Source organism: Fervidobacterium sp. (genome assembly GCA_026419195.1).
Taxonomy (GTDB): Bacteria; Thermotogota; Thermotogae; order Thermotogales; family Fervidobacteriaceae; genus Fervidobacterium.
This window is the reverse complement of sequence record JANZZV010000001.1, coordinates 109,919-125,477: the sequence shown is the minus strand read 5'-3', so window position 1 is coordinate 125,477 and position 15,559 is coordinate 109,919. Positions and strand designations below refer to the sequence as shown.

16 protein-coding genes are annotated in these 15,559 nt (G+C 36.4%); 14 read left to right on the top strand and 2 right to left on the bottom strand.

Features of this window, described 5'->3' with window-relative positions; all coding sequences use genetic code 11:
- Positions 1 to 187: 187 nt before the first annotated feature.
- The 11 genes from N2Z58_00555 to N2Z58_00505 all read left to right on the top strand — a co-directional run bounded on the left by N2Z58_00555 (position 188) and on the right by N2Z58_00505 (position 11,003).
- The gene (locus tag N2Z58_00555; GenBank protein ID MCX7653160.1) at positions 188 to 1,324 is read left to right on the top strand and encodes a hypothetical protein; all 1,137 of its coding nucleotides are present in this window, start codon (positions 188 to 190) and stop codon (positions 1,322 to 1,324) included.
- Between the two features lie 18 nt (positions 1,325 to 1,342).
- On the top strand, positions 1,343 to 1,948 hold the full coding sequence (locus N2Z58_00550; GenBank protein MCX7653159.1) for an MBL fold metallo-hydrolase: 606 nt from the start codon (positions 1,343 to 1,345) through the stop codon (positions 1,946 to 1,948).
- Between the two features lie 23 nt (positions 1,949 to 1,971).
- On the top strand, positions 1,972 to 2,892 hold the full coding sequence (locus tag N2Z58_00545) for a ribonuclease (GenBank protein MCX7653158.1): 921 nt from the start codon (positions 1,972 to 1,974) through the stop codon (positions 2,890 to 2,892).
- A gap of 30 nt (positions 2,893 to 2,922) precedes the next feature.
- Positions 2,923 to 3,537, top strand: a complete 615-nt coding sequence (locus tag N2Z58_00540) for a Maf family protein (protein ID MCX7653157.1) — start codon at positions 2,923 to 2,925, stop codon at positions 3,535 to 3,537.
- Positions 3,488 to 4,165 carry a DNA repair protein RadC gene (radC, locus tag N2Z58_00535; GenBank protein MCX7653156.1) on the top strand — a complete coding sequence of 226 codons (678 nt, stop codon included), beginning with the start codon at positions 3,488 to 3,490 and terminating at the stop codon, positions 4,163 to 4,165. Before N2Z58_00540 ends, radC begins: the two co-directional genes overlap by 50 nt.
- Complete coding sequence (locus tag N2Z58_00530; protein ID MCX7653155.1) at positions 4,158 to 5,336, top strand: hypothetical protein; 1,179 nt, start codon at positions 4,158 to 4,160, stop codon at positions 5,334 to 5,336. Before radC ends, N2Z58_00530 begins: the two co-directional genes overlap by 8 nt.
- Positions 5,337 to 5,380: 44 nt before the next feature.
- On the top strand, positions 5,381 to 6,511 hold the full coding sequence (locus N2Z58_00525) for a DegT/DnrJ/EryC1/StrS family aminotransferase (protein MCX7653154.1): 1,131 nt from the start codon (positions 5,381 to 5,383) through the stop codon (positions 6,509 to 6,511).
- Position 6,512: 1 nt separating this feature from the next.
- Positions 6,513 to 6,728, top strand: a complete 216-nt coding sequence (locus N2Z58_00520) for a hypothetical protein (GenBank protein ID MCX7653153.1) — start codon at positions 6,513 to 6,515, stop codon at positions 6,726 to 6,728.
- Between the two features lie 57 nt (positions 6,729 to 6,785).
- Positions 6,786 to 8,141, top strand: coding sequence for an NCS2 family permease (locus tag N2Z58_00515; GenBank protein MCX7653152.1), 1,356 nt, complete (start codon positions 6,786 to 6,788; stop codon positions 8,139 to 8,141).
- A 143-nt stretch (positions 8,142 to 8,284) separates the two neighbouring features.
- On the top strand, positions 8,285 to 9,559 hold the full coding sequence (locus N2Z58_00510; GenBank protein ID MCX7653151.1) for an MFS transporter: 1,275 nt from the start codon (positions 8,285 to 8,287) through the stop codon (positions 9,557 to 9,559).
- Positions 9,560 to 9,728: 169 nt separating this feature from the next.
- Positions 9,729 to 11,003, top strand: a complete 1,275-nt coding sequence (locus N2Z58_00505; GenBank protein ID MCX7653150.1) for an SLC45 family MFS transporter — start codon at positions 9,729 to 9,731, stop codon at positions 11,001 to 11,003.
- A 1-nt stretch (position 11,004) separates the two neighbouring features.
- On the opposite strand, the gene N2Z58_00500 is transcribed toward N2Z58_00505, so the two are convergent.
- Positions 11,005 to 11,682 (bottom strand): class II glutamine amidotransferase, encoded by a 678-nt coding sequence (locus N2Z58_00500; protein ID MCX7653149.1) that lies wholly within the window; start codon positions 11,680 to 11,682, stop codon positions 11,005 to 11,007.
- A 105-nt stretch (positions 11,683 to 11,787) separates the two neighbouring features.
- Between N2Z58_00500 and N2Z58_00495 the strand changes: the two genes are divergently transcribed.
- The 3 genes from N2Z58_00495 to N2Z58_00485 all read left to right on the top strand — a co-directional run bounded on the left by N2Z58_00495 (position 11,788) and on the right by N2Z58_00485 (position 14,304).
- Complete coding sequence (locus tag N2Z58_00495) at positions 11,788 to 13,602, top strand: heme NO-binding domain-containing protein (GenBank protein ID MCX7653148.1); 1,815 nt, start codon at positions 11,788 to 11,790, stop codon at positions 13,600 to 13,602.
- A gap of 81 nt (positions 13,603 to 13,683) precedes the next feature.
- Positions 13,684 to 13,896, top strand: a complete 213-nt coding sequence (gene rpmE / locus N2Z58_00490; GenBank protein MCX7653147.1) for a 50S ribosomal protein L31 — start codon at positions 13,684 to 13,686, stop codon at positions 13,894 to 13,896.
- Between the two features lie 45 nt (positions 13,897 to 13,941).
- Positions 13,942 to 14,304 (top strand): S1 RNA-binding domain-containing protein, encoded by a 363-nt coding sequence (locus tag N2Z58_00485; GenBank protein MCX7653146.1) that lies wholly within the window; start codon positions 13,942 to 13,944, stop codon positions 14,302 to 14,304.
- A 62-nt stretch (positions 14,305 to 14,366) separates the two neighbouring features.
- Here N2Z58_00485 and N2Z58_00480 read toward each other — a convergent pair whose 3' ends face one another.
- Positions 14,367 to 15,548, bottom strand: coding sequence for an MFS transporter (locus tag N2Z58_00480; protein ID MCX7653145.1), 1,182 nt, complete (start codon positions 15,546 to 15,548; stop codon positions 14,367 to 14,369).
- Positions 15,549 to 15,559 lie beyond the last annotated feature (11 nt).

Sequence of the window (15,559 nt, the reverse complement as noted above, 5' to 3'; positions counted from 1 at the left end):
CCCACGATTTACTAAATAAGCCAGCCACTCTTAATCTCAAGATATTTGAGTGTACAAGGATATTATATCATTAATCTCACTACAGAGCAAAAATCTTCTCTATTTCATTTCCTAAAGTACTTTGACCTTAGCATTTTTAGATGGTATCCTTTTATTGAAAGAAGAAAAAGCAGAAGGAGGAAAAACCGTGGAGAGAAAACCTATATTTTCTTTTGAATCCTTCATTTTCTTATTCTTTTTATTACTCTTTTTCTGGGCATTTATCCACACTATGGGTAGTGCGAATTTTTTCAAAACCCTCATGGCTACTGCCCATGATTTGCTACTGAACACTGTTTTTTTCATCATGGCTGTAGCGGTACTTACCGGTGCGTTTGCCTCCCTTTTAACAGAGTTTGGAATTGTTCACTGGATTCACATGCTGCTTGATAAACTTATGAAACCGCTTTACAATATGCCAGGTATTGCTGCTATGGGTATTTTATCAACTTATTTCTCAGATAACCCAGCCATAATTGCTTTAGCAAAAGATAAATCATTTATCTCGCATTTTGAGAGATGGCAGGAACCTCTTCTGTGTAACCTTGGCACAGCATTTGGTATGGGAATGATAGTTTCAACGTTCTTCATAGCTCAGGGTGGTAGGGCTGGAATTAACTTAGTTCCAGCCGTCATCGTAGGAAATATTGCAACTATAATAGGAAGTATAATAAGTGTGCGTTTGTTTTCATACTGGACAAAAAAACGGCTTGGCAGTATCCATAAAGAGATAGACCATGCAAACCTAAGGTATCGAGAAATCAGGGAAGGAAATGTTTTTGAAAGATTCCTCGAAGCAATGCTTGATGGCGGTAAAACAGGAGTAGATATAGGTATTGGAATTATACCAGGTGTATTAACGATAAGTACAATAGTAATGATGTTTACGTTCGGTCCAAAAGACCCTAACATAGGTTACCAAGGATTGGCTTACGAAGGGATAGCGTTGTTTGATAAAATTGGTAAATGGTTGTTTGTACCTTTTAAGCTTCTTTTCGGATTCGATTCTCCGCAGTTAATAGCTTTTCCTATAACATGCCTTGGTTCAACTGGCGCCGCTCTTGCACTCGTTCCAAGGTTCATGGAACATGGCTTAGTAAAACCTAGCGACGTTGCAGTCTTTACCGCAATAGGTATGACGTGGAGTGGTTATCTGAGCACTCATGTGGGTATGATGGATGCTCTTGGTTACAGATATTTAACAAGCAAAGCCATCCTTTCACACACACTTGGTGGACTCATCGCGGGGTTCAGTGCAAATCTTATTTACAATTTATTATTTTAAAAGTGAGGAAGTACAAATATGGAAATGATGCAGGATTTTAAAGTTTTCCAAACTTCTGGAGAGCTGAGAACAAATACGTATCTACTGAGTATCAACGGTGTTAACTACATCATCGACCCGGGAAAAGGTGTAAGTGCATTTGTACAGCTTGATACTCAATACCAAGTAATTCTCACACATGGACATTACGATCATATAAGTGGACTAAATGAGATAAGACCACAGAAATTATATATTTCAAACGAAGAGAGTGTTTATCTATCTGATCCTTACCTGAATCTTTCCATATTGTTCGGAGAGCTTTTCTCAATTGATATTCAATGGTATAATGTAGACGAATATTTTCAAGTAATTCCGGCACCGGGTCATACTTACGGTTCTCGCGTCATTATATTTGATGGATTTATATTCACTGGTGATGTTGTCTTTATTGATACAATTGGAAGAGTTGATCTGTATCTTGACAATTCTGTTCGAAGAAAAATGCGCGAGGAAATGAAAAACACTGTGAGCGTACTAAGAGAGAAATTTAAAAAATTACCGCAAGACTGGATCGTTTGCCCTGGACACGGTAATATTTTCGAACTAAGAGAACTTTTTAAGTTGAATCCATTTTTTAAATAAATACTGATTGGAAGGTTTGAAAAGTGAATACAAAAGACATTTACTCGCAAGAGTATCTTGAAAGACTGAGAAGCTTGGAACTTAAAAGGAAAGTTATTCTCGACGTGCTTAGAGATTACAAAAACATCAGCAAGCACAAATTATCCACCCTTGAAAGAAATTTAGAAAGACCGGAAAAAGTAGGATTGGCAAGAGTTAATCCTATCATTTTCTCGTTCCTTTTGAATAGTTTGTTCACTATAAATGAGAGTATAGAATACAAAATCACCGAATTCGAAAGAAACAAAGTCTCCAGATATATACTCTTTGAAATCTTATTTTGGGCCAAGCCTTCTACTTTTGCTTTCCCAAACGAAGATGTCAAAAATTACAAAGAATTTTTGAATAAGAAAAGAAAAAAGCTCAGGGAGTTCAGCCTGGAAAATTATTTGCAGCTTTACGCATTGGAAAGTTCTGAAAAAGATACTTTCATCAAAGAGATATCCCAAAAAGTCTTAGAAATTCAACCTGAGAATGTTGAAGATTACGTTTGGATGCGTGATTTTATATTTTACCTTGATCCAATGGAGAAAAACAAAATTAAGAGTAAATTACATCCTTATGTTTGGAAGGTTTTATCTAACACAAGCGGAATACCTGTTATTATCGACGGGAACAATGTTCTAATGTCTAATAAATTAGCGGGTAGTGAGAAAATTGATGTTCTTTTATCGCTAATTGCAAAACTTGATCGTTTGTACTTTCCGTTTTACATCGTGTTTGATGAAAATGCCAAATACAAATTTAAAACAAAGTATTTCAATTACAAAAGAGTTTATTACCATTCTCCAGCCGATGAACTTATCATAGCACTTGCAAAAGAAGTTAAAGGTGTAGTATGCTCAATGGACAAGTTTAAAGAATACGAACTAGTTGAAAACATATGGTATAAACTTAAATTGTGAAAAACAAAAATTAATTTGGAGTTGTCGAATATGATAATCTTAGCCTCATCATCACCAAGACGAAAACAATTACTTAGCCAACTTGGCTTAGAATTTGAAGTTATATCACCGCAACTACACGAGGTTATAGACCCTTTGAAAAAACCTCAGGAAATTGTTGTCGAACTTGCAAAAGAAAAAGCAAGATCGGTGAGAAAAAAATGTTCTGAAAGTGATATAATTATATCAGCAGATACAATCGTTGTATACAAAAAGAGTATTCTTGGAAAACCTGCAAATGAATCAGAAGCTTTTGACATGCTGAGTAAGATATCTGGAAAATGGCACAGGGTTTATACGGGCGTTTGTCTTTTGGTGGATAACGAAGAGATATCGTTTTACGAAGTAACAAAAGTCAAGTTCAGAAAAATGGAGAAAGCAGAGATTGAGTATTATGTGAGGACTAAAGAACCTTTGGATAAGGCAGGTGCTTACGGAATCCAAGGCTTAGGGGGGGTATTTGTAGAAAAAATCATCGGGGATTATACAAATGTTGTTGGGTTACCTTTACCAAAGCTATGGAAAATACTTGTTGATAGGGGGCTAATAGATCTCAGTGGTTTTGAAAAAGGGACCAAGAGAGAAACTGCTAAACAACGGCAGTGAAAGTCTTTCAACAGAGGAGTTAATAGCAATTTTGCTCAGGACAGGTACGAGGGGCAGAGATGTTGTAAAAGTTTCGAGAGAACTCTTTGAGCATTTTGAAAACAGTCTTTACAAAATGTCAAAAGCGTCTTTTGATGAATTTAAAAAAATAAAAGGCTTAGGTAACGCTAAGATAATAACTTTATTAGCTACTTTTGAGCTCGCAAAGAGGTTGATAAAAGAAGAAATTCTTACAGAAGATCCAAGACTTAACTCACCAGAGAAGGTGTTTCAGTACTGTATAGACATGCAGATACTCCCACAAGAAACTGTCAGGGTTATTTTCTTAGATTCTAAATTAAACGTTATCAGTAGCAAAGAAATCTCCCGCGGAACGATTACAACATCCTTAGCCCATCCAAGAGATATATTTAGAGAAGCAATTATCAGGAACTCAACAGCCATCATTATGGTGCACAATCACCCATCAGGCGATCCCACACCAAGCCAAGAAGATGTTGAACTTACAAAACGCATAAAGAAGGCTGGTGAGTTGCTTGGTGTGTCCTTGGTAGATCATATAGTAATTGGGAAGACGTATTTCAGTTTAAGACAAAATTGCAAAGAAATAGGGTGGGAGAATGTTTGAAAACGACGATGAAAAACTAAAAAACATTATGAAATTAAAAGCAGAACTCGAAAAAGACCTGAAAAAGAAAGGACTTCTGAAAGAAAAATCAAAAGAATCAAAAGACTTAAAATACGAAGAAGAAACTGTAAAAAAAATAAAAGAAAACATAACCACAAGTGCACACATAACTGAAGAAGGAAGTTTGAGTATCTACGATATAAACTTTCAAGACTACGATGCAAGTATTGACTCGATAGAAAAGACACTAAGGATTTTTTCTCAGAAAACTGCCAATTTGAATTGGAAGTTAATTTTTGAAGGTTTGAATTCTATGCTCTCAGGTGATTTAAAGAAGGCACATTCTTCGTTTGAGCAGGCAAGTGGTATAGAAGCACAGTACAATAAGTTATTAACGGAACTTTACATTGGTCAAGATATATCGCAGCAGTTGGTTGCATTCGTCAAGAACAATCCAGATTCGATCTACCCACTCTTACTTTTATTGGAGAGAGAATTACTTAAAGGTACTGCCGATGGAATAGAGAAAGTACTACTACTACTTACGAAAAAATCTTCATTTTGGAATTTGATTTATCGTATGTACACAAACTTAGCAAATGCAGATGACGTAGCAAAAGCTGTTAGAGAAAAAGGATTCGCTTCTTTAATATTGTTATTGAGTGTTTATATTGATAACTCAAGAGATTATCCCTTACAAAACCACACATGTCTAAATGTGCACAAATCGTATCTGAAGGGTGAAACAACCACAGCACCAGAATGGTGTCTTTTTGGTCAGCTTATAATAGCTGCAAGAAAATATTTGTCAGGTTACAAAATCGACGTGCAGCATCTAAGAAGATTTGAAAAATCACCAGAGATGAAACTCTTTTTGGGATTTTTACATTACAACGAAAAGAATACCTCGTTAGCTCGTGAATATTTTAAGGCATTTGAAACACAGGTAGGAAGATACAAAATTTACACAAAACCTCTTAGACATTCAAAAATTGGTATGGAGCAGTTTATAGCAATACCAAACGATTTTAAAGATCTCGCTGCAGAAAATCTTCCTATAATAGATTTTCTGAAAGATAATACTTCGGTGGATCTTTATATAAGCTACAGAAATCATGAGTTCCTTAGGTTGGTTTTTTCTGAAAAACACTGCAAAATAAACTATCGATAAATTAAAGTACTTTAAAATTCATAAAAGTGATAGGAGGATAAGTTATGATACCATTGTTCGATTTAACACGCCAATACGATATGCTGAAAGAAGAAATTTTAAGAACAATAGATAGCGTTTTGTCAGAAGGAAAGGTTATTTTGGGACCTGCTGTTGAAAAATTTGAAAGAGAGTTTGCACATTATCTTGGCGTAAAACATGCTGTTGGTGTGGCAAATGGTAGTGATGCGTTGGTGATAGCACTTCATTCCTTAGGTATAGAAAAAGGTGAAAAGGTAATAACAACTCCATATACATTTTTTGCAACGGCATCTTGTATAGTTAGAAACGGCGGAATACCTGTTTTTGTGGATGTTGATAATGATACCTATAATATAGACCTAAATCAGGTGGAGCGTGCTTTAAAAAAAGATAACATACGCGTTGTGATACCAGTACATTTGTTTGGAAGAACTGTTGATTTTGAAAATCTACTCTTCCTAAAGGAGAGATACCATGTTAAAATATTAGAAGACGCTGCGCAATCTGTAGGAAGTGAAGGAAAAGTAAAAGATAAAGTTATAAAATCAGGAACTTTTGGTGAAATTGGTATTTTTTCGTTTTTTCCAACAAAAAACCTTGGGGCTTACGGCGATGCAGGCATGATAGTTACCAACGATGATAACTTGGCTGAGAAGTCTCGAATGTTAAGACAACATGGTTCAAAGAAGAAATATTACCATGAAATGGTTGGCTACAACTCAAGACTTGATTCCCTGCATGCGGCCATTTTATCGGTGAAACTTAGATACTTAGATGATTGGATAGAAAGGAGATTGCAAATTGCAAGGTATTATGAAAAAATCATTGAAGATAAAAAACTACCGGTGAAATATCCAAAAGTTGAAAATAGAGGTTACCGATCACATGTTTATCATCAATACGTTGTTGAATTTGAAAGTGAAGGAACCCGTGAACGAGTAAGAAGACATTTGGAAGATCACAAAATAGGTACAGCAATATATTATCCCTTGCCTTTGCATTTGCAAAAGTGTTTTTCTTCATACGGCTACAAAGAAGGAGATTTCCCTGTTTCTGAAAAATTATCGAAAACAACACTTGCTTTACCTATTTTCCCTGAGCTAACCAATACTGAAATTGAAGAAGTTGTTCACAGAATAAGCGAGGTGTTATAGAATGGATAGTACACAAAACGAACAACTTTTGCAAACTCTTGAAAATTTTGTAAGAAGGTACCTACGGGTAAAGGATACGATAAAAGAACTCAACAAAGAAAAGAAAGACCTTGAAGATGCCATCATTCAGATGGTTGAGGGTACGGATATAGACCATATAATAGTTGATGGCACAGTTGTTGAATTTGAAAGTAAAACAAAGATAAAGCTAAAATAAGGCCCAAATACCTTAGAGTGGGTGACAAAACCTTATTCGTGGGGGGAGTGAAAACATATGGATAAGTATTTTGGAATTTCCCAAGCAGGTTCCACAGTACGTCGCGAGATAGTCGCCGGTGTAACAACGTTTCTCACGATGGCTTACATTGTGTTTGTTAACCCTTCAATCCTTGTTCAAGCGGTTCCCGGAATTTTCGATCAGGCTGGAAAAATCGTTGATCAAGGGCTTTACAACACATATTACGGTTCTTTTATGGTTGCAACCATAGTTGGTGGTGCAGTGGCAACACTAATAATGGGACTATATGCAAATTACCCATTTGCGCTCGCACCTGGTATGGGACTCAACGCTTATTTCACATACACTGTTTGTTTAAAACTCGGTATCCCATGGCAACTGGCACTTACAGCTGTGTTCATAGAAGGTATCATATTCGTACTGTTAACTATTACGGGTGCAAGAAGCTTTGTTGCGAGGGCTGTACCACAACCAGTTAAGGCGGCAACAGGTGCAGGTATAGGTCTTTTCATAGCCTTAATAGGTTTGAAAAATGCGGGTGTAGTAATACCAGATCCGATAACAGCTGTAACTCTCGGACATTTAAATAAACCCGATACGTTACTTGCCATCGTAGGATTTTTCATAACTGTCGTGTTGTTCGCACTACAAGTTCCTGGTTCGATATTACTTGGCATCATCTTAACGACAATTATAGGCGCTATGCCGATATTCAACGTCACACATTATCAAGGTATAATAGGTAAGATTCCAGATATATCTCCAACCTTTTTCCAACTAAAATTCGACCCTCAAACACTTCTTTCCGGTACATTCTGGGTTGTTGTTGGAACGTTCTTTTTTGTTGATTTCTTCGATACACTTGGTACGTTAACCGGACTTGCTGAAGGTACAGGTTTTACAAAGAAAAACGGTGAAATAGAAAGAGCTACAAAAGCATATTTGTCAGATGCAATAGGTACAGTAGCCGGTGCACTTTTTGGAACGTCAACAGTTACAACCTACATTGAAAGTAGCACAGGTATAGCCGTAGGTGGTAGAACAGGTTTAACAGCTGTGGTAGTTGCACTTTTAATGCTTGCTATGTTGTTTTTCTCTCCTCTTGCGCTTACAATTCCCGCAGCCGCAACTGCACCTGCATTGATTTTCGTTGGCGTGTTGATGATTAAAAGCCTGATGTCGATAAAATGGGATGATGTTACTGACGCAGTCCCTGCCTTTGTTACTTTGACTATGATTCCATTTACCTATTCAATCGCGAATGGTATTGCACTTGGAATAATTACCTATCCGATTGTAAAAACTTTATCTGGCAAGAGAAAAGAAGTACATTGGTTCACCTGGATGCTCGCTATCTTGTTCATTGCTTATCTGACTTTCTTTAGAGAATAACCACAAAATAAAAAAAGCCCGGTTCCGGGCTTTTTTTATTTTATACACCAATACGATTAAGTTTACATATATTTACATTAGATGTATCTATAGTAAAATATAGTTGTGAGCTGTCAAAAGTTGATTTGAAAGGAGGTTCTTACATGGTAAGTTTAGACAAGTTTGTGGAAGAAAAGATTGCACCTGTTTATCAGAAAAAGATTTTGCTTGTAACCTCGTTAATGTGGATGTTTGATGCTGCCGGTGTTCTTGTTTTGTCTTTTACATTGCCGACTATATCTAAAATCTGGCAACTGGACATCAAAACTTCCGCAAATATAATCAGCTCAACTTTTGTGGGAATGCTTATAGGTGCTTTAAGTGTTGGTACGATTTCGGATATTTTTGGACGAAAATTATCAAACATTATATATTTCATTTTCACAGTGTTATTTACAGCACTGCTTGGGGTTACTAACCATTCAGATATGTTCATTATTTTCCGTACATTAGCTGGAATAGGTTATGGAGGTTTGATGCCCTCGGTAAATGCTTATTTAGCTGAGTTCACAGGAAAGGGATTAAGGGGTGCGTACCTTGTGTTGTTGGAAGCAAGTTGGGCAATAGGAAGTATTATAATAGGTATCGTATCTGTTTTGACTGTGAACTTAGATTGGCGAATTAGCTTTCTGGTGTTCTTAAGCGGAATGGTATTATTACCAATACTCTTCAGATTGCCTGAATCACCCAAGTTTACATTTAAGAAGTACGGTAAGAAACGCTTGACAGAAATGTTTGGGACAAATTTTGATGAAGAAATAGAGTATATTAACGATGCGAACACAAAAATAGTAGACATATTGAAAGGAAAATACTTGAAAAGAACAGTTATGATATGGTTTCAGTGGTTTAACGTGAGTTTTGTTTATTATGTTTTATTTTCATGGGCTCCGAAAATATTTGCTCAAAAAGGTTTGGATTCGACAAAATCTCTGTGGTTTACATTTTTTATGCTTGTTGCGCAACTTCCTGGTTATTTATCAGCAGCGTATTTTATTGAAAGACTCGGCAGAAAGAAATCATTATTTATCTACACACTTGGAACATCGATAACAGCTATATTGTGGGCGTTTGTTTCATCTACACTTCAACTTATAACTGTAGCTATATTACTTTCGTTTTTTGTACTTGGAGTTTGGGGACTCGTGTACGCTTATACACCCGAACTTTATCCTACCAGTATGAGAGGAACTGGAAATGGAATGGCAGGGGTGATAGCAAGGATTGCCGGAATATTAGCACCACAATATGGTGGATACATGTTAACTAATAATAAAACACTATTTGAGATCTTCTTATATTTGGCTTTGCTTTCACTGATTAGTGCACTTGTTGTGTTGTTTTACGGTGTTGAAACTAAAGGTAGTGATATATTCTAAGAATTCTTATTAAGAATCTTAATAATGGTATGGTAAAATGAAAAAGTGATATCCTAAACAACCTGCTGATTCGCACTTTTACACACATATCACTGCTTAAAGGTTTTGCTCTTAAGATGTTTTGCTTAGGTAGCTAAGTACTGCATTATTGCAAGAGGGGGGATATGGGATGAACATGGCGATCAAAAGAGGCATCAGTTTCAAAAATTTATTATTGCTTGGCTTTGGTTTTTTTGGTATTAGCCTTGTTTGGCCACTTTACAATGCATACGTTCCCATATTTTTAAAAGATTTCAACCTTTCGTCGGCAACTATTGGTTTTGTTATGACAATTGATAACATATTTGCGATTTTCATGTTACCACTTGTAGGCACTCTAAGTGATCAGACAAGGACGCGTCTTGGTAGGAGAATGCCTTACATCCTTGTTGGCGCCCCGCTGGCTGCTGTAACGTTTGGACTCATTCCAACAACACGTGCAATACATTTATTGTGGCTTATGATGTTGAATATAATATTTATGAATTTCTTTATGGCGCTCTTCAGATCCCCAGTAATTGCCTTGATGCCAGATATAACTCCATCAGAATACAGAAGCCAAGCAAACGGTGTTATTAATTTCATGGGCGGTGTGGGGGCACTTCTTGCATTTTTTGCAGGCAAACCTTTGTATGATATAAACTATGCGCTCCCTTTTCTAATAGGAGGAGTTATTCTGCTCGTATCTCAGTTACTTGTGGTGATTTTTATAAAAGAAGATAAGAAATATAAAACAAAAGAGAATGTAAGACTTAAATTCAACGACGTTTACGAGAAGAGTTTCAACGAACTTAAAGAAAATCTGAAAGACGTATTCTATTCTAAAGAAAAAAGCTTGCTTTTCATGCTTGTTTCGATATTACTTTGGTTTATAGGTTACAACGCACTCGAAACTTTCTTTACAAGCTATGTAAAATTCAATCTCGGGATAAAAGAAAGTACAGGGGCACTTGTGCTTGGGTTTTTCTCATTGACATTTATGATTTTTGCAATACCAGCTGGATTTATAGGTGCAAAACTTGGAAGAAAGAAGGCAATGAGCATCGGGCTGGTGGTAGTCCTTAGCGTATTAATAGCTGCACTTCTCATAAGTGTTACCTTAAGTGATACTCGGTTAATAGTTAATTTGTACTTTCTTATCTTTGCACTCGGTGGCATTGGATGGGCTTTGGTAAATGTTAACTCTCTACCAACGATAGTTGACATGACGGTAGAAGAAAAGGTGGGAGGTTACACAGGCTTGTATTATTTCTTTTCAATGGCAGCAAACATAATCGCCCCACCACTTGCTGGATTGTTTATCGATAAGATGGGATACAAAACGCTGTTTGCCTTTGCTATAACGTTTTTACTTCTTTCACTTATCACTATCCAATTTGTGAAACGTGGAGATGTGAAGGGTTGAGTTAATTCAAAAAGATTTGTTCAATTATCTTTCCATCAATTACTTTTAGAAGTTCACCATTTTTCATTGGAACGTAACTGTTGTCAAGTGGTTCGGAAAACACCACAAAGTTTTCTTCATCATTGTGATAGTGCAAAGTGTAGTAGCTACTTAAATTTTGATCAGAATAAAGACAGCAAATGTACAGTGCCATTTCAACCTCGTCGATCATTAAAAAGTTAAGACCACTGTATTTATTATTTTGGGCATATTTTCCTATGTTCTCAGCAAGTTCGTAAACATTTCTGAAACGTGATATAAATTCAAAGTATTCGTACGTGTCACTGTCATAGATATTTAGTCTTCTAGCAGTCTTTACAGTCCCATTGTGAGCAAAGTATCTCCCATCAATATGAAAAGGATGGAGTTGAAGACCTGTTTTTGGTATACCAGATGATGCTAACCTTGCGTGAACTATACCTAAACTGTAAAGACCCATGCCAAACAAATCGATTCTTGGATCTTCGTATATGGGCACGATGGATTTATAAATTATCTTCTCTTTCCTGTTTAAAGCAACTATTCCCCAACCATCTTCGTGTGGTGATTCTAAACCATAGCGAGCCATACGCTTTGTAAAATCCAGTATTTGAGATATGCCAAAATCATTTTTTGAACTGAAACCAGCCATTCTACACATATAAGTTCACCCCTTTGTTGCAGTTTTCCAGGTATTTGTGTTATAATATATTGTAACATCATAATATAAAATACTCAACAAATTTACAGAATTGGAGGGGTGGTTATGAAGAGTTTTATAATGAACATATGGCTCTCAACATGGCGCAGACTTTACGGTGAATCGGTGGTAAACTCCTTAGTCGATGAATTTAAGCTTGATACTTCCAAATTGTTAATCCCAACAAATGATATACCTGATGATTTGGTAGTGAATTTTTCGAAAAAGCTAGCCCAAAGAACAGGTAGAACATACGAACAACTCTGGGAGGAGACAGGTTATAACAACATAAAAGCCTTCCACTCTGCATACCCAAGTTATTTCAAAAAAGAAGGTTGCATGTCATTTTTGAGTGCAATGGACAGTGTTCACAGGGCCTTAACTCGTAGAATCACAGGTTCCAAACCACCGCGCATCAAATTCACATATGTGGACGAGAAGACAGCAATCGTAAGATACGAATCTTCAAGAGATTTTAGACATTACTTTTTGGGATTACTAAAAGGAGCTGCAGACTTCTTCAATGATCCCCTTACAGTCGAGATAATTGATCAAGGTTTTAGTGCTTCGGGTTCATTCTTGGAGATCAAAATTAAGTCCACCAAACCTTATGGTAAATTAGTAACACTGAAACTCTTTAAAGCATTTTCATTGGGGCTTCTAAAGTCGATGTTCAGTACTTATATAGTTGTCTTCCCAGTCATTACTTTTACACTCTCTTGGCTTTTTACAACTCTCGTTGGACCACTTTTTGGTTCTTTACTTACAGGTGGTTTTATCTTAGCAGGTGTATATTTTGGTCTGTTTGATTTTAAAAAAGGTATGGACAGTGCAAAAGAAATTGCGGAAATTTACAAGAACAAGGACTTTAACAACTTAGTTCTCATAAAAGGTGAGAAGACTTTTGAGGAACTTTCGAAAGAGAATGCGGAAGCTGTCTTTGTCTTGAGAGAGTTTTTAATAGGCTTGCAAGGTGATACAGAAGAAATCATGGCTTTTGCAAAAAAAACACTTGACTCAGCTAATGTTGTTCAAGAACAGATAGATACTATGAAAGAACTATCTTCTCAAGTTGCACAGACGGCCGTTCAAATAAGTAACGATGCAGAAAAAATCTCTGAAGCAGTAGCCTCGAATGTTGATACGATTTCAAAAACCATAGGACAGCAAAATCAGATAATACATGATTTAAACGTTGCAGTTGAGAAAATTATATCAGCTGCAAAGAGCGTTGAAAATTCTGCTTCAGGAATGAGTGTCATGAGCAGTGAGTTTGAAAACATTGCATCCGAAAGTGAAAAACTGAGAGGTCAAGCAAGTGCTATAATGGATATAGCTAACACTGTAATGAGCATTGCGGAACAAACCAATCTATTGGCCTTGAACGCGGCTATAGAAGCAGCAAGAAGTGGAGAAGCTGGTAGGGGTTTTGCAGTGGTGGCGGATGAAATAAGAAAATTGGCAGAAGAAAGCAAAGCATCGGCAGTTAAAATAGCACAGTTTTTGGGAAGTATCTCAGCAGGAATAGACAAATTGAGCAACAGTGTTATAAAAGGTTATGAAGAATTGAAAAGTCAATCAAAGAGCCTTTCAGAGAGTGCAACAAAAAGCAAGGAGTCAAGCGAGATTATATCGCAGATAACCAACCAGCTCAACAACCTTGTGAATACATTAAACTCGGAAACGCACAAACTTGAAAGCATAACAACGAGTATACAGAATTTACTTGCAATTTCAGAAGAAAGTTCGGCTACAGCAGAAGAAATAAGCGCATCTATTCAAAAGTTCTTAGATGAGCTAAACATGGTATTCTCGAACGTTAAGCAAACTATTAGCCTGCTCAATACAATTCAAGAGAATTTTAAAGAAGTAAAAATATAACACTTGAAAAAATCTAAAAAAAATGATATTATATAACGTGATTTTAAATGACGAAAAATCTTTAAGGAGAGGTGACGTACATTGAAAAAGGGTATACACCCAGAGATGAGGCTTTTAAATGTGAAGTGTGCGTGTGGCGCGGAACACAAGATATGGACAACAAAAGAACAGCTTAAAGTTGATGTTTGTTCAAATTGCCATCCACTTTACAAAGGAAGTGGAGGTGTTGGACTAATAGTAGATTCTGAAGGACGTGTCCAAAAATTCAAGAAGAAATTTGAAGGTAAGTACTGATGCTTGAGTATTTTCCAATCTAACTTTTCAGGAGGGTTATATTTTATGGAAGTTGGTCAGGTAGTAAAGGGAAAAGTAGTAGAAGTACTCAAATTCGGAGCAAACGTCGAATTAGAAAACGGTGAAAAAGGATTTATCCATATTTCTAAGATTTCAAATCAGTATGTTCAAAAAGTTGAGGATTATCTCAAGGTAGGTCAAGAAGTTGAAGCAAAGGTAATTGGCAAGGGTAGAGATGGTAAATGGGAACTCTCGCTTAAGGAAGAAACAAAAGAAAGTGAATCAGTAGAGAGCAAAAAAGAAGATTTCGAGAAAAAGCTTGCAAAGTTTTTAAAAGATAGTCAAAAAACGTATTCTGAGTACAAGAAAAGGCTAGATAAAAAACAGGGCGTAACAAAGAGAAGATAAATCTAACGCGCTAAAATAAAAAGGGGTGTTTAAACACCCCTTGTTTGTTTAAGTTACAAATATTAATTTGCACTTGCATTTCTCAAATTTAAAAAAACAATGGACGCAGCTACTTCGATAATTACGGAGACCAAAATTAAAATTGTGAGATTAATAGTATAAAGTACACCAAGTACTGCGCTGCCAACAAACCAAGCAACTCCAAATACAGCGTTGAAAAAGCCGTAAGCAGTAGCTCTTTTTTCTCGGGCAACAAGTTTAGCAACGGCAGCTTTCATTATAGATTCTTGCGCACCCATCCCAATTCCCCACAATACGGCACCGATCATAATTCCGTATGTCGTATTACCAAACGCAAATAATGAGTAAAAAGAAGAAATAAACGTTGAAACTGCAAGTGTTACCAATCCAATTTTATCGAACATTCTACCAAATAAAAGAGCTGAAAAAGCATCCACCAACATAGCAATCATATAAGCAACCGGAATCATCGCAGGAGTAAGTAACCTGGCTTTTTGAGCATGAAAGCCAATCAACGCAAAGTCGGAGAAACCAAAGGCTATCAAAGAAATACCAAGCAAGTACAGATAAAAACTCTTGTTCAGCTTTATATCTGTGACTTGCTCAGTCTTTTTCTCCATCTTTTCTGGATTAGGTACAAGTATTCGTGCGACAATTATTATACCTATAGTTATAAGTGCTGGAAAAGCTAAGAAAGAAAATGCTCTTCTGTATGCCTCGATAGTCTCGAGTTTTACATTTGCTGCAATTGTCAAACTCATTACAAGAGGTCCTATAGTAGCACCTATCTGGTCCATGAATTCTTCTATTGCAAAACCGGTTCCATAACCAACCTGACTACTTGCAAAAGACGTTATTGTATCTTTTGCTGGTTTTCTCATAGCCTTTCCAATTCTTTCAAAGATAACCAACAACGCAGCCATTGCCCAGTTTTTGGTTAATGCAAGGGTAGGTATAACAAACAAGTTCAAAGAATAGCCAACTATCGCAAAAAGCCAATATTTTTTTGTTTTGTCAACAAGCTTCCCGGTTACGAATCTTAAAACATATCCAAGAAATTCTCCAAAACCCGCCACCGCACTTACAATTACTGCTGAAGCACCAAGCAAACCAAGATATGGTCCAACTAAACTCCTTGCCCCTTCATAGGTAATATCACTAAAGAGGCTTACTAATCCCATAAGAACAATAAAATAGAATGCTTTTTTCTTAACACCATCCAATTTGCGTTCTC

Excerpts from the sequence above, each read along its gene's own strand:
- N2Z58_00550 (MCX7653159.1), top strand. The coding sequence starts at position 1,343 with ATGGAAATGATGCAGGATTTTAAAGTTTTCCAAACTTCTGGAGAGCTG.
- N2Z58_00540 (MCX7653157.1), top strand. The coding sequence starts at position 2,923 with ATGATAATCTTAGCCTCATCATCACCAAGACGAAAACAATTACTTAGC.
- N2Z58_00530 (MCX7653155.1), top strand. The coding sequence starts at position 4,158 with ATGTTTGAAAACGACGATGAAAAACTAAAAAACATTATGAAATTAAAA.
- N2Z58_00525 (MCX7653154.1), top strand. The coding sequence starts at position 5,381 with ATGATACCATTGTTCGATTTAACACGCCAATACGATATGCTGAAAGAA.
- N2Z58_00520 (MCX7653153.1), top strand. The coding sequence starts at position 6,513 with ATGGATAGTACACAAAACGAACAACTTTTGCAAACTCTTGAAAATTTT.
- N2Z58_00515 (MCX7653152.1), top strand. The coding sequence starts at position 6,786 with ATGGATAAGTATTTTGGAATTTCCCAAGCAGGTTCCACAGTACGTCGC.
- N2Z58_00510 (MCX7653151.1), top strand. The coding sequence starts at position 8,285 with ATGGTAAGTTTAGACAAGTTTGTGGAAGAAAAGATTGCACCTGTTTAT.
- N2Z58_00505 (MCX7653150.1), top strand. The coding sequence starts at position 9,729 with ATGAACATGGCGATCAAAAGAGGCATCAGTTTCAAAAATTTATTATTG.
- N2Z58_00500 (MCX7653149.1), bottom strand. The coding sequence starts at position 11,682 with ATGTGTAGAATGGCTGGTTTCAGTTCAAAAAATGATTTTGGCATATCT.
- N2Z58_00495 (MCX7653148.1), top strand. The coding sequence starts at position 11,788 with ATGAAGAGTTTTATAATGAACATATGGCTCTCAACATGGCGCAGACTT.
- N2Z58_00485 (MCX7653146.1), top strand. The coding sequence starts at position 13,942 with ATGGAAGTTGGTCAGGTAGTAAAGGGAAAAGTAGTAGAAGTACTCAAA.